This is a genomic window from Streptomyces sp. NPDC048825 (genome assembly GCF_043198355.1).
Lineage (GTDB): Bacteria > Actinomycetota > Actinomycetes > Streptomycetales > Streptomycetaceae > Streptomyces > Streptomyces xiangluensis.
Map to the genome: position 1 here is coordinate 146447 of NZ_JBICUR010000016.1, position 20770 is coordinate 167216.

Below are 20770 nucleotides of genomic sequence, written 5' to 3' on the forward strand. Positions count from 1 at the left end.
ATCTGGTAGGGCTTGGCGCACACAGCGCAACAAGTGGTTTCAGAAATGGGGGCGTGCCAGTGGGCGGCAACGGCGGAAGCGGGACGACCGCGACTGGCGCTGACAAGCGTCCCAATGAGCTGCTCAGCTCCTGGTTCGTGCGCAGCGGCTGGTCCAAGGGTGAGCTGGCGCGTCAAGTGAACCGCCGGGCCCGCCAGTTGGGCGCCAGCCACATCTCCACGGACACCTCCCGCGTGCGCCGCTGGCTGGACGGGGAGAACCCGCGCGAGCCGATCCCGCGCATCCTGTCCGAGCTGTTCTCCGAGCGCTTCGGCTGTGTCGTCGCCGTCGAGGACCTCGGCCTGCGCTCCGCCCACCAGTCACCGTCCGTGTCCGGCGTCGACCTGCCGTGGACCGCCCCGCAGACCATCGCCCTGATCAGCGAGTTCTCCCGCAGTGACCTGATGCTGGCCCGCCGCGGCTTCCTCGGCACCTCGCTGTTCCTCTCCGCCGGTTCGTCCCTGATCGAGCCCATGCAACGCTGGCTGGTACCCAGCCCCGCGGGCCCCCGCGAAGAACCCGAGCCCCAAGCCGTCACGCGGCGCGCGGGCCGGCTGTCCCAGCCCGAGCTCGATCTGCTGGAGACCACCACGGTCATGTTCCGGCAGTGGGACGCGCAGTGCGGCGGCGGTCTGCGCCGCAAGGCCGTCGTCGGCCAGCTGCACGAGGTGACGGACCTCCTCCAGGAACCTCAGCCCGCGGCCACCGCCAAGCGCCTGTTCAAGGTCGCCGCAGAGCTGGCCGAGCTGGCGGGCTGGATGAGCTACGACGTCGGGCTGCAGCCCACCGCGCAGAAGTACTTCGTCCTCGCCCTGCACGCCGCCAAGGAAGCCGCCGACAAGCCGCTCGGCTCGTACATCCTGTCCAGCATGAGCCGCCAGATGATCCACCTCGGGCGGCCCGACGACGCCCTGGAACTGATCCACCTCGCACAGTACGGAGGCCGCGACTGTGCGAGCCCTCGTACACAGTCCATGCTGTATGCGATGGAGGCCCGGGCGTACGCCAATATGGGCCAGCCCGGCAAGTGCAAGCGCGCCGTCCGGATGGCCGAGGACACCTTCGTCGACGCCCAGGAGTTCGACGAGCCCGAGCCCGACTGGATCCGCTTCTTCAGCGAGGCGGAGCTGCACGCCGAGAACTCCCACTCCTACCGTGACCTCGCCTATGTCGCGGGCCGCAGCCCCACCTACGCCTCGCTCGCCGAGCCCGTGATGCAGAAGGCCGTCGACCTCTTCGCGAAGGACGCCGAGCACCAGCGTTCGTACGCACTCAACCTCATCGGGATGGCCACGGTGCACCTGCTGCAGCGGGAGCCCGAGCAGGGTGCGGTGCTCACCAGGAAGGCGCTCACGGTCGCCAAGAAGGTCCGCTCCGAGCGGGTCAACACCCGTATCCGAAAGACCGTCGACACGGCCGTACGCGACTTCGGAGACCTCGCCGAAGTGGTGGATCTGACCGGGCAACTGGCCCTTGACCTGCCCGAGACCGCCGACGCGGTCTGACTCGCAAAGCCCCGGCCGCGGCCCGCCGTCCCTTACCGCCCGACTCGGCTCCCCACGCCAGGTCATCGGACGGCAGGCCGCGGTCGGCTGTGCACTTTCGCCGGAAGGTTGCGCCACGATAACGATCGCGCGAGCGGACATCCGGCAGTTCATCAACGCGTAACACGCGAGGCGCCTTCGTCACGGCGGCGAAACATCGAGGGGCGTCGACGGAAACGGCGCTGCGCCAATGTCGTGCCGCATAACCGGCCCACCGCTCTGCCCGCTCAGGCTTCCCCCGCACGGGGCCGTACCAACGACGAGGAGACGCCGATGGCACCAGCCATCACCCTGGCCGCAGAAGCTCCCACGCTGTCTGCCGCCAACACCGGGTTCATGCTCATCTGTTCTGCACTGGTGATGCTCATGACACCGGGCCTGGCCTTCTTCTACGGAGGCATGGTCCGCGTCAAGAGCACCCTCAACATGCTGATGATGAGCTTCATCAGCCTGGGGATCGTCACCATTCTGTGGGTGCTGTACGGCTTCTCCATGGCGTTCGGCACCGACTCCGGCGGCATCATCGGCTGGTCCTCGGACTACGTCGGGCTCAGCGGCATCGGCCTCACGCAGCTCTGGGACGGCTACACGATCCCGATCTACGTCTTCGCCGTCTTCCAGCTGATGTTCGCCATCATCACGCCCGCCCTGATCAGCGGCGCCCTCGCGGACCGTGTGAAGTTCACGGCGTGGGCCCTGTTCGTCGCCCTGTGGGCCACGGTCGTCTACTTCCCGGTCGCGCACTGGGTCTGGGGCGCCGGCGGCTGGGCCTTCGAGCTCGGTGTGATCGACTTCGCCGGTGGTACGGCGGTCCACATCAACGCTGGTGCCGCGGCACTCGGCGTGATCCTGGTCATCGGCAAGCGCGTCGGCTTCAAGAAGGACCCGATGCGCCCGCACAGCCTCCCGCTGGTCATGCTCGGCGCCGGTCTGCTGTGGTTCGGCTGGTTCGGCTTCAACGCCGGCTCCTGGCTCGGCAACGATGACGGCGTCGGCGCGCTGATGTTCATCAACACGCAGGTCGCCACCGCTGCCGCCGTACTCGCCTGGCTCGCCTACGAGAAGATCCGCCACGGTGCGTTCACCACCCTCGGTGCCGCTTCCGGCGCGGTCGCCGGTCTGGTCGCGATCACCCCGTCCGGTGGCGCGGTCTCCCCGCTCGGCGCGATCGCCGTCGGCGCCATCGCCGGTGTGCTGTGTGCCATGGCCGTCGGCCTCAAGTACAAGCTCGGCTACGACGACTCGCTCGACGTCGTCGGCGTCCACCTCGTCGGCGGTGTCGTCGGCTCCCTGCTCATCGGCTTCTTCGCCACCGGCGGTGGCCAGTCCGACGTCGCGGGCCTCTTCTACGGCGGCGGCCTGGACCAGTTCTGGAAGCAGTGCGCCGGTGTCTTCGCGGTCCTCGCCTACTCGCTGGTGGCCTCCGCGGTCCTCGCCTTCCTGATCGACAAGACGATCGGGATGCGGGTCAGTGAGGACGACGAGGTCGCGGGCATCGACCAGGCGGAGCACGCCGAAACCGCATACGACTTCAGCGGTGGTGGTGGTGGCTCGGCGTTCAGCGCCGCTCCCAGCGCCCCGGCTCAGGAGGCCAAGGCCAAGAAGGTGGACGCATGAAGCTCATCACCGCAGTCGTCAAGCCGCACCGGCTCGACGAGATCAAGGAAGCCCTGCAGGCCTTCGGGGTGCACGGCCTGACGGTCACCGAGGCCAGCGGCTACGGTCGTCAGCGGGGACACACCGAGGTCTACCGCGGCGCCGAGTACACCGTCGACCTCGTCCCCAAGATCCGTATCGAGGTGCTGGCCGAGGACGACGACGCCGAACAGCTGATCGACGTCATCGTCAAGGCGGCCCGCACCGGCAAGATCGGAGACGGCAAGGTCTGGTCCATCCCGGTCGAGACGGCCGTCCGGGTCCGGACCGGCGAGCGCGGACCCGACGCGCTGTAAAGAGAAGAAGAACAGGAGTCGCTGGGTGACGAGTACGGACGTACGTACGGAAGCAGAGGACTCGGGACCCAGCGGCTATGCGGCGGCCCGGCTGCGCCTCCTCCAGGAGGGGGCGCGGTCCGGGCCGCCGCGCCGTGCGGCCCTTGCGGAACTGACCGACGACTGGCTCACCGGTCTGTTCGACGCCGGAGCCGAAGGACTGCGCGGCGTCTCCCTCATCGCCGTCGGCGGCTACGGCCGCGGCGAACTCTCGCCCCGCAGCGACCTCGACCTGCTGCTCCTGCACGACGGCAGCGCCGACCCGGACGCGGTGGCCGCTCTCGCGGACCGCATCTGGTACCCCGTATGGGACCTCGGCCTCGCCCTCGACCACTCCGTCCGTACGCCGGCCGAGGCGCGCAAGACCGCGGGCGAAGACCTGAAGGTCCAGCTCGGCCTGCTCGACGCCCGCCATCTCGCGGGCGACCTCGGCCTGACGGCAGGACTGCGTACGTCCGTCCTCGCCGACTGGCGCAACCAGGCGCCCAAACGCCTCCCCGAACTCCAGGAACTGTGCGCCGAACGGGCCGAGCGCCAGGGCGAGCTGCAGTACCTCCTCGAACCCGACCTCAAAGAAGCCCGCGGCGGCCTCCGCGACGCCACCGCCCTGCGCGCCGTCGCCGCCTCCTGGCTCGCGGACGCCCCGCGCGAGGGCCTCGCCGACGCCCGCAAGCGGATACTCGACGTCCGCGACGCCCTGCACCTCGCGACCGGCCGCGCCACCGACCGGCTCTCGCTCCAGGAACAGGACCAGGTCGCCGCAGAACTCGGCCTGCTGGACGCCGACACCCTGCTGCGCCAGGTGTACGAGGCCGCCCGCGTCATCTCGTACGCCAGTGACGTCACCTGGCGTGAAGTGGGGCGCGTGCTCAAGTCGCGCGCTGTACGCCCGCGCCTGCGCGCCATGCTGGGCGGCGGCAAGCCCGCCCCCGAGCGGTCCCCGCTGGCAGAGGGTGTCGTCGAGCAGGACGGCGAGGTCGTCCTCGCCCGCGCCGCCCGCCCCGACCGCGACCCCGTACTGCCGCTGCGCGCCGCCGCCGCGGCCGCCCAGTCCGGACTGCCGCTCTCGCTGCACGCCGTCCGCCGGATGGCCGCCGCGGCCCGCCCGCTCCCCACGCCCTGGCCCGCCGAGGCCCGCGAACAGCTCGTCACCCTGCTCGGCTCCGGGCGCCCCACCGTCGAGGTCTGGGAGGCGCTGGAGGCGGAGGGCCTGATCACCCAGCTGCTGCCCGACTGGGAACGCGTACGCTGCCGCCCACAGCGCAACGCCGTGCACATCTGGACCGTCGACCGGCACCTCATCGAGACCGCGGTCCAGGCCTCCGAGCTGACCCGCCGCGTCGGCCGCCCCGACCTCCTCCTGGTATCCGCGCTGCTGCACGACATCGGCAAGGGCTGGCCCGGCGACCACTCCGTAGCCGGCGAGATCATCGCGCGCGACGTGGCCGCCCGGATCGGCTTCGACCGCACGGACGTCGCGACACTCGCCGCCCTCGTACGCCACCACCTGCTGCTCGTCGAGACGGCGACCCGGCGCGACCTGGAGGACCCGGCCACCGTGCGCTCCGTCGCCGAGGCGGTCGGCTCGCAGGGCACGCTGGAGCTGCTGCACGCGCTCACCGAGGCGGACGCGCTGGCCACCGGGCCCGCCGCCTGGTCCTCGTGGCGCGCGTCCCTGGTGGCCGACCTCGTCAAGCGGGTCTCGGCCGTACTCGCCGGGGACGCCCCCGAGGAGCCGGAGACCGCCGCGCCCACCGCCGAGCAGGAACGTCTCGCGATCGAGGCGTTCCGCACCGGCAGCCCCGTACTGTCCCTGCGCGCCCAGACCGAGCCGCCGGCCGAGGACCCCTCGGGCGAGCCGGAACCCCTCGGTGTGGAACTGCTCATCGCGGTGCCGGACCAGCCCGGGGTGCTGCCTGCCGTGGCCGGCGTGCTCGCTATGCACCGGCTCACCGTGCGTACGGCGGAACTGCGCGCACTGGATCTGCCGGACTCCGTCCAGGACTCCGAGAACTCCTCGCCTTCAGAGGGCTCTGTGCTGCTCCTCGACTGGCGTGTCGCCGCCGAGTACGGCTCGCTGCCGCAGGCCGCCCGGCTCCGCGCCGACCTCGTCCGCGCCCTCGACGGCTCCCTCGACATCGCGGGACGGCTCGCCGAGCGGGACGCTGCATATCCCCGGCGGCGGGGGATCATCGCGCCGCCGCCGCGGGTGACGGTCGCTTCGGTCGGATCGCGGCGGGCCACCGTGATCGAGGTGCGGGCTCATGACGCGCCCGGGCTGCTGCACCGCATCGGCCGGGCCCTGGAGGACGCGGACGTACGGGTGCGCAGCGCGCACGTCAGCACTTTGGGGGCCAACGCGGTGGACGCCTTCTACGTGACGGGTCCCGAGGGGGCGCCCTTGCCGGGCGAGGAGGCGGCCTCGGTGGCTCGGGCGCTGGAGGAGACGTTGCGGGAGTAGGCGGGGGGCGCCTGCGGTGCCGTACGACTGAGGGCGCCCTCTGGCTTCGTACGAACTGGGTGAAGACCCCACTTGGCGCGTGCGGATACCCTGGAGGGCGACCCTGTCCGCCTGCTCCCAACTTGAGGATTCGCGACCGCCGTGTTCGACACTCTTTCCGATCGCCTCGCAGCGACATTCAAGAACCTCCGCGGCAAAGGGCGCCTCAGCGAGGCGGACATCGACGCCACGGCGCGTGAAATCCGTATCGCCCTGCTGGAGGCGGACGTCGCGCTGCCCGTGGTGCGCGCCTTCATCAAGCAGGTCAAGGAGAGGGCGACCGGGGCCGAGGTCTCCCAGGCGCTGAACCCTGCCCAGCAGGTCATCAAGATCGTCAACGACGAGCTCGTCGGCATCCTCGGTGGCGAGACCCGGCGGCTGCGCTTCGCCAAGCAGCCGCCGACCGTGATCATGCTCGCGGGTCTGCAGGGTGCCGGTAAGACGACCCTCGCCGGAAAGCTCGGCAAGTGGCTCCAGAGCCAGGGCCACGCCCCCGTGCTCGTGGCCTGCGACCTCCAGCGCCCGAACGCCGTGAACCAGCTGAGCGTCGTCGCCGAGCGTGCGGGCGTCGGCATCTTCGCGCCCGAGCCGGGCAACGGCGTGGGCGACCCGGTGCAGGTCGCCAAGGACTCCATCGAGTACGCGAAGCAGAAGCTGCACGACGTCGTCATCGTCGACACCGCCGGCCGCCTCGGTATCGACACCGAGATGATGCAGCAGGCCGCCGACATCCGTGACGCGGTCTCGCCCGACGAGGTCCTCTTCGTCGTCGACGCGATGATCGGTCAGGACGCGGTCAACACCGCGGAGGCCTTCCGCGACGGCGTCGGCTTCGACGGGGTGGTCCTGTCGAAGCTCGACGGCGACGCCCGCGGTGGTGCGGCGCTTTCGATCGCGCATGTCACCGGCCGCCAGATCATGTTCGCCTCGAACGGCGAGAAGCTGGACGACTTCGACGCGTTCCACCCGGACCGCATGGCGTCCCGCATTCTCGGCATGGGCGACATGCTCACGCTGATCGAGAAGGCCGAGCAGACCTTCTCGCAGCAAGAGGCCGAGAAGATGGCCTCCAAGCTGGCGTCCAGCAAGGGCAAGGACTTCACGCTCGACGACTTCCTGGACCAGATGGAGCAGGTCAGGAAGATGGGCTCCATCTCCAAGCTGCTCGGCATGCTCCCCGGCATGGGCCAGATCAAGGACCAGATCAACAACCTCGACGAGCGCGACGTCGACCGTACGGCCGCGATCATCAAGTCGATGACTCCGGCCGAGCGCCAGGAGCCGACGATCATCAACGGCTCGCGGCGCGCCCGTATCGCCAAGGGTTCCGGTGTCGAGGTCAGTGCGGTCAAGGGCCTGGTCGAGCGGTTCTTCGAGGCCCGCAAGATGATGTCCCGCATGGCCCAGGGTGGCGGTATGCCGGGTATGCCTGGGATGCCGGGCACGGGAGGCGGCGCCGGCCGGACGAAGAAGCAGGCCAAGAAGGCCAAGGGCAAGCAGCGCTCCGGCAACCCGATGAAGCGCAAGCAGCAGGAGCAGGAGGCAGCCGCCCGCCGGGAGGCCGCGAGCCAGGCCGGGGGTGCCCTGGGCCTGCCGGGCGGTCAGCAGCCGCAGGACTTCGAACTGCCCGACGAGTTCAAGAAGTTCATGCGCTGACGGCTGTTCCGGTACGCCTTTTCTCGTACGTCGCTGGGGGCGCCCTTCTCCGGGAGGGCGCCCCCAGTGACGTATCGGGCCTAGGGCGTACGCGCGATGAGGTACCGGAACACATTCGGCATCCACACCGTGCCGTCGTGCCGCTGATACGGATGGAGCGCTTCCGTCAGCTCCTTGTCGACCTGGGCCTGGTCGGTCGCGGCGGCGGCTGCGTCGAAGAGCCCGGTGGACAGCAGTCCGCGTACGGCGTTGTCCATGTCGGCGTACCCGAAGGGGCAGGCCACCCGTCCGGAGCCGTCGGGCCGCAGGCCGGCGCGCTGGGCGACCTCCTCCAGGTCGTCGCGGCGGGCGGGGCGCCAGCTGCCCGTGCTGCGCAGGGGGTCCGCCAGTTTGGTGGCGACCCGCAGCACGGACGAGGTGGTGCAGCGTTCCGGCGGGCCCCAGCCGACGAGTACCACCGGGGTGCCGCGGGCGGCGAGCGGTGTTGCGGCCTCCAGGAGTTCACCGAGTCCCTCGGAGTCGCCGGCCATGCAGCCGATCGGTTCGAAGGCGGTCACCAGGCTGTACACGGGCGTCTCCGCATCGGCGGCATCTGCGTCGGCTAAGGCGTCTTGAGGGGTCCCGTCGACCAGCCGTACGTCTCGTACGTCGGCACGCGCGCGCGTGCCCCACGCTTCGGGCAGCAGACGTTCCCGCGCGAGGGCCAGCCGTTCGGGTGTGCACGAGTCGACACCGGTGACCATGGCACCCCGTGACGCCGCCATCAGGAGAGCGAGGCCGGAACCGCAGCCGAGGCCGAGCAAACGGGTCGAGTGGCCTACTTCGAGTCGTTCGTAGACGGCTTCGCAGAGCGGGACGAGCATCCGTTCCTGGATCTCGGCCCAGTCACGCGCGCGTGAGCACGGGTCCACACGGGACGTGGGTCCTGCGTGAGGCAGGTGCTGCCGCACGAGCGTAGGTGTCATAAAGCGCCCCAATCCACCGAGAGTTGCTACTGTGCCCCGTTTCCTTTGCCCCCGTGCAATGCGCTCTTACTCCCCCCGTATGCCAGGAAACTCCGCGCTCGTCGTGGCGTCCAGGGGTTGCGGCCTTCTGCTTGAGTGCCACCTGTGTGCGCCTCAATGCGCCCTGGCCGCTTCGCGTGCGGAGGAATAATTCGGTCACGATCGGGACAGTGACCGCCGTACCCTTCGCACCATGGCGAAGGCACCTGTTCTCACTCCCAGGGCGGACGATTTTCCGCGCTGGTACCAGGATCTGATCACCAAGGCCGAGCTGGCCGACAACGGTCCGGTGCGCGGCACCATGGTGATCCGACCGTATGGGTACGGGCTGTGGGAGCGGATGCAGCAGGACATGGACGCCCGCATCAAGGAGACAGGCACCCAGAACGCGTACTTCCCGCTCCTTATCCCGCAGTCGTACCTCGCCAGGGAGGCCGATCACGTCGACGGTTTCGCGCCCGAGCTGGCCGTGGTCACCCATGGCGGCGGCAAGGAGCTCGAGGAGCCCGCCGTCGTACGCCCCACCTCGGAGATGATCGTCAACGCTTCCTTCTCGAAATGGGTGCAGAGCTACCGGGACCTTCCGCTGCTCATCAACCAGTGGGGGAACGTCGTGCGCTGGGAGCTGCGCCCGCGCCTGTTCCTGCGGACCACCGAGTTCCTGTGGCAGGAGGGGCACACCGCGCACGCGACGTACGAGGAGGCGCGTGATTTCGCGGCACGTATCCAGCGCCACGTCTACGCGGACTTCATGGAGAACACCCTCGCGATGGATGTCGTCCTGGGCCGCAAGACCGTCAAGGAGCGTTTCGCGGGCGCCGTCAACACCCTCACGCTCGAGGGCATGATGGGCGACGGCAAGGCCCTCCAGCTGGGCACCAGCCATGAACTCGGCCAGAACTTCGCGAAGGCGTTCAACACCCGCTTCCTGTCGAAGGAAGGCACGCAGGAACTGGTCTGGCAGACCTCCTGGGGCTCGACGACCCGCATGATCGGCGCCCTGGTGATGATGCACGGCGACGACGACGGACTCCGGATCCCGCCCCGTCTCGCCGCCGTCCAGGCCGTAGTCCTCGCCGTGAAGGGCGATGACGCGGTTCTGGCCAAGGTCCGCGAGATCGGCGACCGGCTGAAGGCGGCGGGCGTGCGCGTCCAGGTGGACGACCGCACGGACCTGCCGTTCGGCCGCCGAGCCATCGACTGGGAGCTCAAGGGCGTACCCGTACGCATCGAGGTCGGCCCCCGTGACCTGGAGAGCGGCACCGCGATGCTGGCCCGGCGCATTCCTGGGGGTACCTCCCGGACGGAGTCTGAGGGAGGCAAGGAGCCGGTGGCGATCGACTCGCTCGCCGGCCGGCTGCCCGCTGTCCTCGAGGAGGACCAGGCGCTGCTTCTGCGGCAGTCGCGCGAGCGCCGTGAGTCCCGTACGGCTGAGGTGTCGACGATCGCGGAGGCCGTCGAGGCGGCGACGTCGGGTGGCTGGGCGCGGATCCCGTGGGCCGATCTCGGCGCGGAAGGTGAGGCCAAGCTGGCCGAGCACGCGGTGACCGTACGCTGTCTGGTCGCTGAGGACGGGTCGGTTCCCGGGTCCGAGGACGCACCCGGTAACGTCGCCGTTGTCGCGCGCGCCTACTGACGCCCGACGAGAGCGGCTGAAACGCCCCTTGCGCATCTGATGACTCCAGGTGCCCCGGTGCGCGGACATCGTCTACGTGCCGGGGCGTACGTGTAACTACGTACCGCATTGGTGTGAGCTGCGAGGCTTCTCCGCAGATCGGCGCACCCGCCCTCGTCCGGACGTATCAGCGGCAACTGACGGGTACGTGCAAATTATTTGGGATGCCCCGGAATAGGAACACACGGGCACTCAGGCTCGTTGTCACGACGTGAGCACGACACCACCTGTTCTCGCCGCAGAGCTGGCAGGGGCGTGGGCCGACATTCAGCGGCACCACTCCGAACTGCCGGATCTTGCCGCGCCCGAGTCCCTGATCGGGGAGTCGTCGTCCGCCTGCGGACGCGAGCTCTCCTTCGAGCGACTGCTTCACGAGGCAGTCCACGGCATCGCCGCCGCCCGAGGAGTCCGTGACACCTCGCGCGCCGGCCGGTACCACAACCGCAGATTCCTCGCGATCGCCGAGGAGTTGGGCCTCGACCACCCCGAGGAGCCGCATCCCAGCAGTGGCTTCTCGCTGGTCACGCTCAGCCCCGAGGCGAAGCGGCGCTATCGCCCGACGATCGAGCGGCTGACCCGCGCCCTCAAGGCGCACTCCGCCGCGACCTCCGCCGACACGGCCCGCAGCTTCCGGGGTCCGGCCGCCCGGCACGGCTCCTCCGGAGGCGGTGTCCGGGTCAAGGCGGTCTGCGACTGTGGGCGTAACGTCCGCGTCGTCCCGTCGGTACTCGCCCAGGCACCCATCGTCTGCGGCGGCTGCGGGAAGCCGTTCCGCATCCCCGAGGTGGTCGGCGCCGCAGCGGGCTGAGCGGCGCCCCTCACGGGCCGGTGACGCCCGTGGCCGTCCTGGTGACGGCCACGGCCCCGGTTCGGCATGCCCGTCCACGTATGGCAGAATGGCTGGCTGTACTCGACAGCCGCACAGGACCCCTCTCTCCTCCGGCTGACGCGTCCATCGGGCACTCGGGTACCGCAACCCCACGCGGCAATCTCGCCGTGCCCAACCACGTCAAGACCAGGAGACACCACTTCCGTGGCAGTCAAGATCAAGCTGAAGCGTCTGGGCAAGATCCGTGCGCCTCACTACCGCATCGTCGTCGCCGACTCCCGTACCCGCCGTGACGGCCGGGCCATCGAGGAGATCGGCCTGTACCACCCGGTACAGAACCCCTCGCGCATCGAGGTGGACTCGGAGCGCGCGCAGTACTGGCTGTCCGTCGGCGCCCAGCCGACCGAGCCGGTTCTCGCCATCCTGAAGAAGACCGGCGACTGGCAGAAGTACAAGGGCGAGCCCGCCCCGCCGCCGCTGCTGCAGCCGGCCGAGAAGGCAGCGCGTCCGTCGTTCGAGGCCCTGGGCGGCGACGACGAGGGCAAGGGTGAGGCCATCACCCAGAAGAAGAAGGCTGAGAAGAAGGACGAGGCCAAGGCCGAGTCGTCTTCGTCTGAGTCGACCGAGGCCTGAGCATGCTCGAGGAGGCTCTCGAGCACCTCGTGAAGGGCATCGTGGACAACCCCGACGATGTGCAGGTCGCCTCGCGCACCCTGCGCCGTGGGCGCGTCCTCGAGGTCCGGGTGCACCCCGACGACCTCGGCAAGGTGATCGGTCGCAACGGCCGCACCGCGCGCGCCCTGCGCACTGTCGTGGGCGCCATCGGCGGCCGTGGTGTCCGCGTCGACCTAGTCGACGTGGATCAGGTTCGCTGACGTATACGCAACACCGGCTCGGGCCGGGGAGGGCCACTGGGCCGTCCCCGGCCCGTAGTCGTCTACGAGTAATGCCGTAGGCACACGACTCATGCGGCAGGCACACGACAGGAGATCAAACACAGTGCAGCTGGTAGTCGCTCGCGTCGGCCGCGCCCACGGCATCAAGGGCGAGGTCACCGTCGAGGTACGCACCGACGAGCCGGAGCTGCGGCTCGCGCCCGGCGCCGTACTGGCCACGGACCCCGCCTCGGCCGGTCCGCTGACCATCGAGACGGGCCGTGTGCACAGCGGCCGGCTGTTGCTGCGCTTCGAGGGCGTACGCGACCGGAACGCCGCCGAGGCGCTGCGCAACACCCTGCTGATCGCCGAGGTCGACCCGGATGCGACGCCCGAGGAGCCGGACGAGTACTACGACCACCAGCTGATGGACCTGGACGTCGTCACGAAGGACGGCGCCGAGGTCGGACGTATCACGGAGATCTCGCATCTGCCCTCGCAGGACCTGTTTGTGGTGGAGCGGGCCGACGGCAGCGAGGCGCTGATCCCCTTCGTCGCGGAGATCGTCGTAGAGATCGACCTGGAGGAGCAGCGGGCGGTCATCGACCCGCCGCCGGGACTGATCGACGACCAGGCGGAAATCGTCTCCTCCAGGGACGACGCCGACAACACGTCCTCCGACGTCGGGAACACGTCCTCCGGGGAAGAGGCGTAATGCGGCTCGACGTCGTCACGATCTTCCCCGAGTACCTGGAGCCCCTGAACGTCTCCCTCGTCGGCAAGGCACGCGCGCGTGGACAGCTGAATGTGCACGTCCATGATCTGCGGCAGTGGACGTACGACCGGCACAGCACCGTCGACGACACCCCCTACGGCGGCGGCCCCGGCATGGTCATGAAGACCGAGCCCTGGGGCGAGGCCCTGGACTCCGTGCTCGCAGACGGCTACGAGACCGGCTCCCACGAGCCCGCCCTGGTCGTCCCCACGCCCAGCGGACGGCCCTTCACCCAGGAACTCGCCGTCGAGCTCTCCGAGCGGCCCTGGCTGCTCTTCGGGCCGGCTCGCTACGAGGGCATCGACCGCCGCGTCATCGACGAGTACGCGACCCGGATGCCCGTCCACGAGGTCTCCATCGGCGACTACGTCCTGGCCGGCGGCGAGGCTGCCGTACTCGTGATCACGGAGGCCGTGGCGCGACTGCTGCCCGGAGTCCTGGGCAATGCCGAGTCACACAGGGACGACTCCTTCGCACCCGGCGCCATGGCGAGCCTCCTGGAGGGGCCCGTTTATACGAAGCCGCCCCAGTGGCGCGGCCGAGGCATCCCGGACGTCCTGCTCAGCGGCCACCACGGGAAGATCGCCCGCTGGCGCCGCGACGAGGCCCTGCGGCGTACGACAGCCAACCGGCCAGACCTCATCGAGCGCTGCGACCCCTCGGTCTTCGACAAGAAGGACCGCGAAATGCTCTCCATCCTTGGCTGGGCGCCGGACCCGGAGGGGAAGGCCTACGGCCGATTTTGGCGCAGGCCAGAGGGCGTGGAAGAATAGACCGCTGCTGTACGTCGTCCAGCGTGCGCCCCTGCCACAGGGGGATAGGACGCCCGCCCCGACACGGCAGCACACCTCCCGGAAACCTAGTTCCCGTTGATGACCTGTGGCATCAGCGAAGAAAGCAGACGATCATGTCTCACCTGCTCGACTCCGTCGACGCCGCGTCGCTGCGCAGCGACGTCCCGGCCTTCCGCCCGGGCGACACGGTCAACGTCCACGTACGCGTCATCGAGGGCAACCGCTCCCGTGTGCAGCAGTTCAAGGGCGTAGTCATCCGTCGCCAGGGCGCCGGTGTCCGCGAGACCTTCACGGTCCGCAAGGTCTCGTTCTCCGTCGGCGTCGAGCGCACCTTCCCGGTGCACACCCCGATCGTCGAGAAGATCGAGCTCGTCACCCGCGGTGACGTCCGTCGCGCCAAGCTGTACTACCTGCGCGACCTGCGCGGCAAGGCCGCGAAGATCAAGGAGAAGCGCGAGAGCTGAGCTCGCGCCGGGGTCCACAAGAGGGCCGGATAGCATCTGGCCCGATGGACGCCGAAGCACAGTCGACGGAGCGCGACCGCTCCTCCCGCCCCACCGAAGCCGAGGAGATCTCGGGCACAGAGGGGACGGAAGGACGGTCGCGTTTCTCGTTGGTGTCCTGGACCGCCGAGTGGCTTCCCGGTGGTCGCATCAGCCTCACAGTGCTCGCCTCCTTGGTTTTTCTGCTGCTTTTGAGTCGGTTTGTGGTGCAGCCGTTCCAAATTCCCAGTGGTTCGATGGAGCCAGGATTGAGGATCGGGGACCGCGTTCTCGTAAATAAGTTGGCGTACCGTTTTGGTGCCGAGCCGAACCGCGGCGATGTCGTCGTGTTCGACGGCACCGGCCATTTCGGTACCGCCGACTACATCAAACGAGTAGCCGGTGTGGGGGGAGACCATGTGGTCTGCTGCGACAGGCAGGGGAGGATCGAGGTGAACGGCCGGTCGGTCGACGAATCGACGTTTCTGTACCCGGGGAACAAGCCGTCCGAGGCCCCCTTCGACGTCGTTGTGCCAGACGGCACCCTGTTCGTCCTCGGAGACCACCGCGGCGACTCCAGCGACTCCCGCGACCATCTCGGCTCACCGGGCGGAGGCATGGTCCCCGTCGGTGATGTGATCGGCAGAGCCGACTGGATCGCCTGGCCCACTGACCACTGGACCCGCCTGGAGCCCGCCGATGTCTACGCGCGCGTGCCCGACCCGGAGGCGAACGAGCTGAACACAACGGTCGGTGCGCATGGGTAATCGAGGACGACCGCGCGGAAGCCACCGTGTCGACACCCGACTGCCCACCGGATACCGGCCCACCAGTGGCCGCGTAGGCCCGGGCCGGGCCGAGCGGCGCAAGCTCGCCCGCAAGGTCAAGCGGCGCAGGCAACGCTCGGCGGTCAAGGAGATACCGCTCCTCATAGGTGTCGCCCTGCTCATAGCCCTCGTCCTGAAGACGTTCCTCGTCCAGGCCTTCGTGATCCCGTCGGGCTCCATGGAACAGACGATCCGGATCGGCGACCGCGTCCTGGTCGACAAGCTCACCCCGTGGTTCGGCTCGAAGCCCACACGCGGCGACGTCGTCGTCTTCAAGGACCCCGGGGGATGGCTCGAGGACGAGCAGCCGATCGCGAAGAACGAAGACCCCATCGTCGTCAAGCAGGTCAAGCAAGTGCTGACCTTCATCGGCCTGCTGCCCTCCGAGAACGAACGGGACCTGATCAAGCGGGTCGTCGCGGTCGGCGGTGACACCGTCAAGTGCTGCGACGCCCAGGGCCGCGTCACCGTCAACGGCATGCCGATCAATGAGGCTTACATCCATCCCGGCAACAAACCCTCCTCGATCCCGTTCGAGGTGAAGGTGCCCGCAGGCCGTCTGTGGGTCATGGGCGACCACCGGGAAAACTCCGCCGACTCCCGTTTCCACCGCACCGAGGCCTACAACGGCACCGTTTCCGAGGAGGAGGTCGTCGGCCGCGCCATGGTCATCGCCTGGCCCATCGGCCACTGGCGAGGTCTGGAAGAACAGGACACCTATGTGTCCGTGCCCGACGCGCCCGGCGGATCGACCACCGCCCTGGGCGCGTCGCATAGGCTGGCCAATGCGGATCGATACGGATTGATCCCGCTCCCGAGCCCTGCGGAACTCCCGCTCGTTATGGGAGTGGTGGGCCTGCGCCGCATCGGGCGCGGCCGGTGGCACGGAGTGAGGAGTGGATGTGGGGGATTTGGCGGTCGGAGCACGGTCCGGACACGAGGGTCCGGAGGAGAAACCGGAGCACCCCGAGAAGACGGCTCCCCCGGCCACTGAAGACGTCGTGCCCTCCGGAGGTGGCTCCGGAGCCGGAGACGGCGACGACGGGGACGACGAGCAGGGCGGCGGGGACGCCCCGAAGCCGAAGAAGCAGCGGTCCTTCTGGAAGGAACTCCCGCTCCTGATCGGTATCGCGCTGATCCTCGCGCTGCTGATCAAAACCTTCCTGGTGCAGGCGTTCTCGATCCCCTCGGACTCGATGCAGAACACCCTTCAGCAGGGTGACCGCGTCCTGGTCGACAAGCTCACCCCGTGGTTCGGCTCCGAGCCCGAGCGCGGCGAGGTCGTCGTCTTCCACGACCCCGACGGCTGGCTGGCGGGCGAACCGGCCCCGAGTCCGAACGCGGTCCAGACGGCCCTCAGCTGGATCGGCCTGATGCCGTCCGCCGACGAGAAAGACCTCATCAAGCGGGTCGTCGCGGTCGCCGGAGACACCGTCGAGTGCAAGGGCACCGGGCCGCTGAAGGTCAACGGCAAGGAGCTGGACGAGCCTTACGTGTACCCAGGGGACACGCCGTGCAGCAACGACGACTCGGGCGGCCAGTTCAAGAAGACGGTACCCCCGGGCAAAATCTGGGTCATGGGTGACCACCGGCAGAACTCGCTGGACTCCCGCTACCACCAGCAGGACGACAACGAAGGCTTCGTCCCCGCGGACAACGTCGTGGGCCGCGCCATCGTGGTCGCCTGGCCGCCCACCCGCTGGTCCACGCTGCCGGTGCCGGAAACCTTCGACCAGGGACTCAGCGCCGCGGCTCCCGGTGCGCTCGGCCTCGCGGGCGCGGTGCCCCTGGTGTTGTGGCGCAGGCGCCGGATCACCGTCGAAAACACCAGGGTTTCTGGGCGGGGTACCGCCAGGTAGGGTGCCGTCCCAGATCGCCGATCTTCCGGGGCCACAACGAGCGCCCCGGGGTCGATTCTCCGAGTTGGGGGAGCACTGGGATGAGCCAGACACGTCGTACGGACGAGGGCCAGGGACGGCTCGGCAGCATGCTGTCGAACCTGGCTGTGGCCCTCGGCTGTGTGCTCTTCCTCGGAGGGTTCGCGTGGGGCGCGGTCGTCTACCAGCCCTACACCGTGCCGACGGCCTCAATGTCGCCCACCATCGCGGCCGGCGACCGGATCCTCGCCGAGCGGATCGACGGCAGTGAGGTCCAGCGCGGCGACGTCGTCGTCTTCAAGCAGGCCAGCTGGGGCAACGTCCCCATGGTCAAGCGGGTCGTCGCGGTCGGCGGCGACACGGTCGCCTGCTGCACGGACGGCAAGCTGACCGTCAACGGCAAGCAGATCGACGAACCGTATCTGGCCAAGGGCTCCGAGGCCCAGGCGAGCAAGATCCCGACCGTCACGGTTCCCGAGGGCCGGCTCTTCCTGCTCGGTGACGAGCGCAGCGGCTCCCTCGATTCGACCGCCCATCTCACGGAGGCCGGCAACGGTTCGGTGCCGCGCGGTTCGGTGGACGCGCGGGTCGATGCGGTGGTGTGGCCCATGAACGGGGTTCTGGACCGTGCCACCGGCTTCGAGGCACTGGGCGGCATTTCCCAGCCCGGGCCCCTGAGGCTGGTCCTCGCCGTGATCGTGGCGGGCGCGGTGCTCGTCCTCGGCGGGGCCGCGTACGGGCCGCTCGCCAAGCGGGCGGCGCGGCGGCGGAGCGGTGGGCCGGCCAAGGAGCAGGTTCTTGTCGGCTGACGTGCCTCAAGGCCTCGGTGAGCTGCCGCCCGAGGGACAGGAGGGGCTCGGTGAGCTGCGGAGAGTCGCGCGGGTGGTGCTTCTCGATCCGCGGGACCGCATCCTGCTGCTGCACGGCCACGAGCCCGGTGATCCGTCGGACAACTGGTGGTTCACTCCGGGCGGCGGCGTGGAAGGCGACGAGACGCGCGAGGAAGCCGCATTGCGGGAACTCGCGGAGGAGACCGGCATCACCGACGTCGAGCTCGGCCCGGTGCTGTGGCGGCGGACGTGCTCCTTCCCGTTCGCGGGGCGCCGCTGGGACCAGGACGAGTGGTACTACCTGGCCCGTACGAGTCAGACGGCGACCCAGGCCCTGGGCCTGACCGAGCTGGAACGGCGCAGTGTCGCAGGTGCACGCTGGTGGACGTGCCACGAACTACTCCAGGCACATGAGACGGTGTATCCGACCAGACTCGCCGAGCTGCTGCGCAGGCTGCTCGACGAGGGGCCCCCGGCCAGGCCGGAGATCCTGGACACCGAAATCGTCTAGGGGCTCGCGAGGCTGGCGCACAATAGGGGGACGCACGGCTGAAGGGGAACATGCCATGAGCGCCGAGGACCTCGAGAAGTACGAGACCGAGATGGAGCTGAAGCTCTACCGGGAGTACCGCGATGTCGTCGGTCTGTTCAAATACGTGATCGAGACCGAGCGGCGCTTCTACCTCACCAACGACTATGAGATGCAGGTCCACTCGGTTCAGGGTGAGGTGTTTTTCGAGGTGTCCATGGCGGATGCCTGGGTGTGGGACATGTACCGGCCTGCTCGTTTCGTGAAGCAGGTCCGGGTACTCACGTTCAAGGACGTGAACATTGAGGAGCTGAACAAGAGCGACCTGGAGCTGCCGAGCGGCTGACCCGGAGCTGTCGGCCGCCGCTGACCTGGAGGTGCCGGCGGCCGCTGATCACCCGCAGGAGCGGCGACTTTGTCCACAAGCCCAGGGTTGTCCACCAAGATCCAATAGCTTGCTGAGCTGCCCTCATCGTTGGCGCCGGAGGTGGTGCCGACATGAACGCACGCAATGCACGGGGCGCACTCGGCCAGTACGGCGAGGATCTGGCCGCGCGGCGGCTTGGCGAGGCCGGGATGACGGTCCTGGAGCGCAACTGGCGCTGTGGCAGGACCGGTGAGATCGACATCGTGGCCCGGGACGGCGACGCGGTGGTCGTCTGCGAGGTCAAGACCCGCCGGGCCGGTGCCTTCGAGCACCCGATGGCCGCCATTACGCCCCTCAAGGCGGAGCGACTGCGAGGCCTGGCCGAGCGCTGGGTGCAGGAACACGGAGGGGCGCCACCCGGCGGCGTACGGATCGATGTCGTCGGCGTCCTTCTCCCCGACCGCGGCGCGCCCGTCGTCGAGCATGTACGGGGGGTGGCCTGATGGGTTTCGCCCGTACGTGCTCGGTGGCGCTGGTCGGCGTGGAGGGCGTCGTCGTCGAGGTCCAGGCGGACCTGGAGCCGGGGGTCGCGGCGTTCACGCTGGTGGGCCTGCCCGACAAGAGCCTGACCGAGAGCCGGGACCGAGTCAGGGCGGCCGTGGTCAACTCCGGCGGCGAGTGGCCCCAGAAGAAGCTCACGGTGGGACTCAGCCCGGCGTCGGTGCCGAAGGGCGGCAGTGGGTTTGATCTCGCTGTCGCTTGCGCCGTACTGGGAGCCTCCGAGCGGATCGACCCACGGGTTCTCCCCGACATCGTGATGATCGGGGAGCTGGGCCTGGACGGCCGGGTGCGGCCGGTACGGGGCGTGCTGCCCGCGGTGCTGGCGGCGGCGGACGCCGGATACGAACAGGTGGTGGTGCCCGAGTGCGCCGCTGCCGAGGCTTCGCTGGTGCCCGGCGTCTCGGTGCTCGGCGTCCGCAGCCTGCGCCAGCTGATCGCCGTCCTCACGGACGAGCCGGTGCCCGAAGAGGAAGCGGACGAACAGGGCCGCCCCGACCCGCTCCTCGCGGGCCTTCGTATGCCGGGTACACGCGCCGCCTCAGGCATGCACGGCATGGGCGCCGCGCAGCACGATCAGGACCATGACCTCGCCGATGTCGTCGGCCAGACTTCGGCGCGGACGGCGGTGGAGATCGCCGCGGCCGGCGGACACCATCTGTTCTTGGAAGGCCCGCCAGGCGCAGGCAAGACGATGCTCGCCGAGCGGCTGCCTGCCATCCTGCCGCGGCTGGGCAGGGAGGAGTCCCTTGAGGTCACGGCGGTCCATTCCGTCGCGGGCCTGCTCCCTCCGGGAAAGCCGCTCATCGACATCCCGCCCTACTGCGCGCCCCACCACTCGGCGACGATGCAGTCCCTGGTCGGTGGCGGCCAGGGAATCGCACGACCCGGCGCGGTGTCGCTGTCTCACCGCGGGGTTCTTTTTCTGGACGAAACCCCAGAATTCAGCAGCCGGGCGCTGGACGCGCTGCGCCAGCCTTTGGAGGCGGGACACATCGTGATCGCGCGCACCGCAGGTGTCGTACGCTTCCCGGCGAGATTTCTGATGGTGCTCGCGGCCAATCCATGCCCCTGTGGCCGCTTCTCGCAGGCGCCGCAGGCGGGTAGCTCGTGCGAGTGCTCTACTCCGATGATCCGCCGGTACCAGGCCAGGCTCTCCGGTCCGCTGCTCGACCGGGTCGACCTCAGGGTCGAGGTGGACCGCGTCACGCGCTCGGCGCTGATCGACGCAGGCATGCGGGGCGAATCCACCGCGACAGTCGCCGACCGGGTACGAGCGGCCAGGGAGCGCGCGGCCGCCCGCCTGACGGACACGCCGTGGCGGACGAACAGCGAGGTCCCCGGAAGCGAACTGCGCAGCCGGTGGTACGCCTCGATTGGTGCCATGGACGAAGCCGAACGGGGCCTGGAGCGCGGCCTCCTCACCGCGCGCGGCCTCGACCGCGTACTGCGCGTGGCCTGGACCGTCGCGGACCTCGTCGGCCACGACCGGCCCGAGGCCACGGATGTCGCTCTCGCCCTGCAGTTGCGCACAGGGGTGCCGCGGGGAGTGCCCATGGCGATCGGAGCGATGTCGTGAGCGGGGTGATGAGCGCGTGAGCGGGGGCAGCGAGGGAAG

21 protein-coding genes are annotated in these 20770 nt (G+C 69.4%); 20 read left to right on the plus strand and 1 reads right to left on the minus strand.

The features are described 5' to 3' along the window. Positions 1-59: 59 nt before the first annotated feature. From ACGFNK_RS33180 to ffh, 5 genes are all read left to right on the plus strand, one after another. Positions 60-1544 (plus strand): hypothetical protein, encoded by a 1485-nt coding sequence (locus tag ACGFNK_RS33180; RefSeq protein WP_393421953.1) that lies wholly within the window; start codon positions 60-62, stop codon positions 1542-1544. 312 nt (positions 1545-1856) lie between these two features. Next, positions 1857-3200 carry an ammonium transporter gene (locus ACGFNK_RS33185; protein ID WP_393421807.1) on the plus strand — a complete coding sequence of 448 codons (1344 nt, stop codon included), beginning with the start codon at positions 1857-1859 and terminating at the stop codon, positions 3198-3200. After that, positions 3197-3535, plus strand: coding sequence for a P-II family nitrogen regulator (locus ACGFNK_RS33190; RefSeq protein WP_009308760.1), 339 nt, complete (start codon positions 3197-3199; stop codon positions 3533-3535). The genes ACGFNK_RS33185 and ACGFNK_RS33190 overlap by 4 nt, the downstream gene beginning before the upstream one ends. A gap of 25 nt (positions 3536-3560) precedes the next feature. Further along, a complete protein-coding gene (locus ACGFNK_RS33195; RefSeq protein ID WP_393421809.1) occupies positions 3561-6035 on the plus strand; it encodes a [protein-PII] uridylyltransferase in 2475 nt (824 codons plus the stop codon). A gap of 141 nt (positions 6036-6176) precedes the next feature. Beyond that, complete coding sequence (gene ffh, locus ACGFNK_RS33200) at positions 6177-7730, plus strand: signal recognition particle protein (RefSeq protein ID WP_393421811.1); 1554 nt, start codon at positions 6177-6179, stop codon at positions 7728-7730. Between the two features lie 80 nt (positions 7731-7810). On the opposite strand, the gene ACGFNK_RS33205 is transcribed toward ffh, so the two are convergent. Then, positions 7811-8695, minus strand: coding sequence for an SAM-dependent methyltransferase (locus ACGFNK_RS33205; protein ID WP_393421813.1), 885 nt, complete (start codon positions 8693-8695; stop codon positions 7811-7813). A 232-nt stretch (positions 8696-8927) separates the two neighbouring features. On the opposite strand from ACGFNK_RS33205, the gene proS reads away from it, so the two are divergent. The 15 genes from proS (at position 8928) to ACGFNK_RS33280 (ending at position 20731) form a co-directional block, all read left to right on the plus strand. Next, a complete protein-coding gene (proS, locus tag ACGFNK_RS33210; protein ID WP_393421815.1) occupies positions 8928-10370 on the plus strand; it encodes a proline--tRNA ligase in 1443 nt (480 codons plus the stop codon). Positions 10371-10620: 250 nt separating this feature from the next. After that, positions 10621-11217, plus strand: coding sequence for a hypothetical protein (locus tag ACGFNK_RS33215; RefSeq protein ID WP_393421816.1), 597 nt, complete (start codon positions 10621-10623; stop codon positions 11215-11217). Positions 11218-11442: 225 nt separating this feature from the next. Beyond that, the gene (gene rpsP, locus ACGFNK_RS33220) at positions 11443-11871 is read left to right on the plus strand and encodes a 30S ribosomal protein S16 (RefSeq protein ID WP_386346500.1); all 429 of its coding nucleotides are present in this window, start codon (positions 11443-11445) and stop codon (positions 11869-11871) included. Positions 11872-11873: 2 nt separating this feature from the next. Continuing rightward, a complete protein-coding gene (locus tag ACGFNK_RS33225; RefSeq protein WP_327353152.1) occupies positions 11874-12113 on the plus strand; it encodes an RNA-binding protein in 240 nt (79 codons plus the stop codon). Between the two features lie 124 nt (positions 12114-12237). Continuing rightward, complete coding sequence (gene rimM / locus ACGFNK_RS33230; protein WP_393421819.1) at positions 12238-12828, plus strand: ribosome maturation factor RimM; 591 nt, start codon at positions 12238-12240, stop codon at positions 12826-12828. Continuing rightward, positions 12828-13661: a tRNA (guanosine(37)-N1)-methyltransferase TrmD gene (gene trmD / locus ACGFNK_RS33235; protein ID WP_393421821.1), complete on the plus strand. Its 834-nt coding sequence runs from the start codon at positions 12828-12830 to the stop codon at positions 13659-13661. Before rimM ends, trmD begins: the two co-directional genes overlap by 1 nt. Positions 13662-13795: 134 nt before the next feature. Continuing rightward, positions 13796-14146 (plus strand): 50S ribosomal protein L19, encoded by a 351-nt coding sequence (gene rplS / locus ACGFNK_RS33240; protein ID WP_019760519.1) that lies wholly within the window; start codon positions 13796-13798, stop codon positions 14144-14146. Positions 14147-14190: 44 nt separating this feature from the next. Beyond that, complete coding sequence (gene lepB, locus ACGFNK_RS33245; RefSeq protein WP_393421824.1) at positions 14191-14931, plus strand: signal peptidase I; 741 nt, start codon at positions 14191-14193, stop codon at positions 14929-14931. Continuing rightward, positions 14924-15985, plus strand: coding sequence for a signal peptidase I (gene lepB, locus ACGFNK_RS33250; protein ID WP_393421826.1), 1062 nt, complete (start codon positions 14924-14926; stop codon positions 15983-15985). The genes lepB (ACGFNK_RS33245) and lepB (ACGFNK_RS33250) overlap by 8 nt, the downstream gene beginning before the upstream one ends. Next, positions 15894-16850, plus strand: coding sequence for a signal peptidase I (gene lepB / locus ACGFNK_RS33255; RefSeq protein WP_393421828.1), 957 nt, complete (start codon positions 15894-15896; stop codon positions 16848-16850). Before lepB (ACGFNK_RS33250) ends, lepB (ACGFNK_RS33255) begins: the two co-directional genes overlap by 92 nt. 80 nt (positions 16851-16930) lie before the next feature. Continuing rightward, a complete protein-coding gene (gene lepB / locus ACGFNK_RS33260) occupies positions 16931-17677 on the plus strand; it encodes a signal peptidase I (protein WP_393421830.1) in 747 nt (248 codons plus the stop codon). A gap of 1 nt (position 17678) precedes the next feature. Next, positions 17679-18209, plus strand: a complete 531-nt coding sequence (locus ACGFNK_RS33265; RefSeq protein WP_393421955.1) for an NUDIX hydrolase — start codon at positions 17679-17681, stop codon at positions 18207-18209. Positions 18210-18264: 55 nt separating this feature from the next. Beyond that, positions 18265-18573: a DUF2469 domain-containing protein gene (locus tag ACGFNK_RS33270; RefSeq protein WP_003993268.1), complete on the plus strand. Its 309-nt coding sequence runs from the start codon at positions 18265-18267 to the stop codon at positions 18571-18573. Positions 18574-18725: 152 nt separating this feature from the next. Next, complete coding sequence (locus tag ACGFNK_RS33275; RefSeq protein ID WP_393421832.1) at positions 18726-19097, plus strand: YraN family protein; 372 nt, start codon at positions 18726-18728, stop codon at positions 19095-19097. Then, the gene (locus ACGFNK_RS33280; protein WP_393421834.1) at positions 19097-20731 is read left to right on the plus strand and encodes a YifB family Mg chelatase-like AAA ATPase; all 1635 of its coding nucleotides are present in this window, start codon (positions 19097-19099) and stop codon (positions 20729-20731) included. The genes ACGFNK_RS33275 and ACGFNK_RS33280 overlap by 1 nt, the downstream gene beginning before the upstream one ends. The last annotated feature ends 39 nt before the right edge of the window (positions 20732-20770 follow it).

What these genes read in the sequence shown, in the direction of transcription:
- ACGFNK_RS33205 (WP_393421813.1), bottom strand. Translation starts at nt 8,695, where the DNA reads ATGACACCTACGCTCGTGCGGCAGCACCTGCCTCACGCAGGACCCACG.
- ACGFNK_RS33225 (WP_327353152.1), top strand. Translation starts at nt 11,874, where the DNA reads ATGCTCGAGGAGGCTCTCGAGCACCTCGTGAAGGGCATCGTGGACAAC.
- lepB (WP_393421824.1), top strand. Translation starts at nt 14,191, where the DNA reads ATGGACGCCGAAGCACAGTCGACGGAGCGCGACCGCTCCTCCCGCCCC.
- trmD (WP_393421821.1), top strand. Translation starts at nt 12,828, where the DNA reads ATGCGGCTCGACGTCGTCACGATCTTCCCCGAGTACCTGGAGCCCCTG.
- ACGFNK_RS33270 (WP_003993268.1), top strand. Translation starts at nt 18,265, where the DNA reads ATGAGCGCCGAGGACCTCGAGAAGTACGAGACCGAGATGGAGCTGAAG.
- ACGFNK_RS33190 (WP_009308760.1), top strand. Translation starts at nt 3,197, where the DNA reads ATGAAGCTCATCACCGCAGTCGTCAAGCCGCACCGGCTCGACGAGATC.
- lepB (WP_393421826.1), top strand. Translation starts at nt 14,924, where the DNA reads ATGGGTAATCGAGGACGACCGCGCGGAAGCCACCGTGTCGACACCCGA.
- rplS (WP_019760519.1), top strand. Translation starts at nt 13,796, where the DNA reads ATGTCTCACCTGCTCGACTCCGTCGACGCCGCGTCGCTGCGCAGCGAC.
- ACGFNK_RS33280 (WP_393421834.1), top strand. Translation starts at nt 19,097, where the DNA reads ATGGGTTTCGCCCGTACGTGCTCGGTGGCGCTGGTCGGCGTGGAGGGC.
- lepB (WP_393421830.1), top strand. Translation starts at nt 16,931, where the DNA reads ATGAGCCAGACACGTCGTACGGACGAGGGCCAGGGACGGCTCGGCAGC.
- ACGFNK_RS33275 (WP_393421832.1), top strand. Translation starts at nt 18,726, where the DNA reads ATGAACGCACGCAATGCACGGGGCGCACTCGGCCAGTACGGCGAGGAT.
- ACGFNK_RS33185 (WP_393421807.1), top strand. Translation starts at nt 1,857, where the DNA reads ATGGCACCAGCCATCACCCTGGCCGCAGAAGCTCCCACGCTGTCTGCC.
- proS (WP_393421815.1), top strand. Translation starts at nt 8,928, where the DNA reads ATGGCGAAGGCACCTGTTCTCACTCCCAGGGCGGACGATTTTCCGCGC.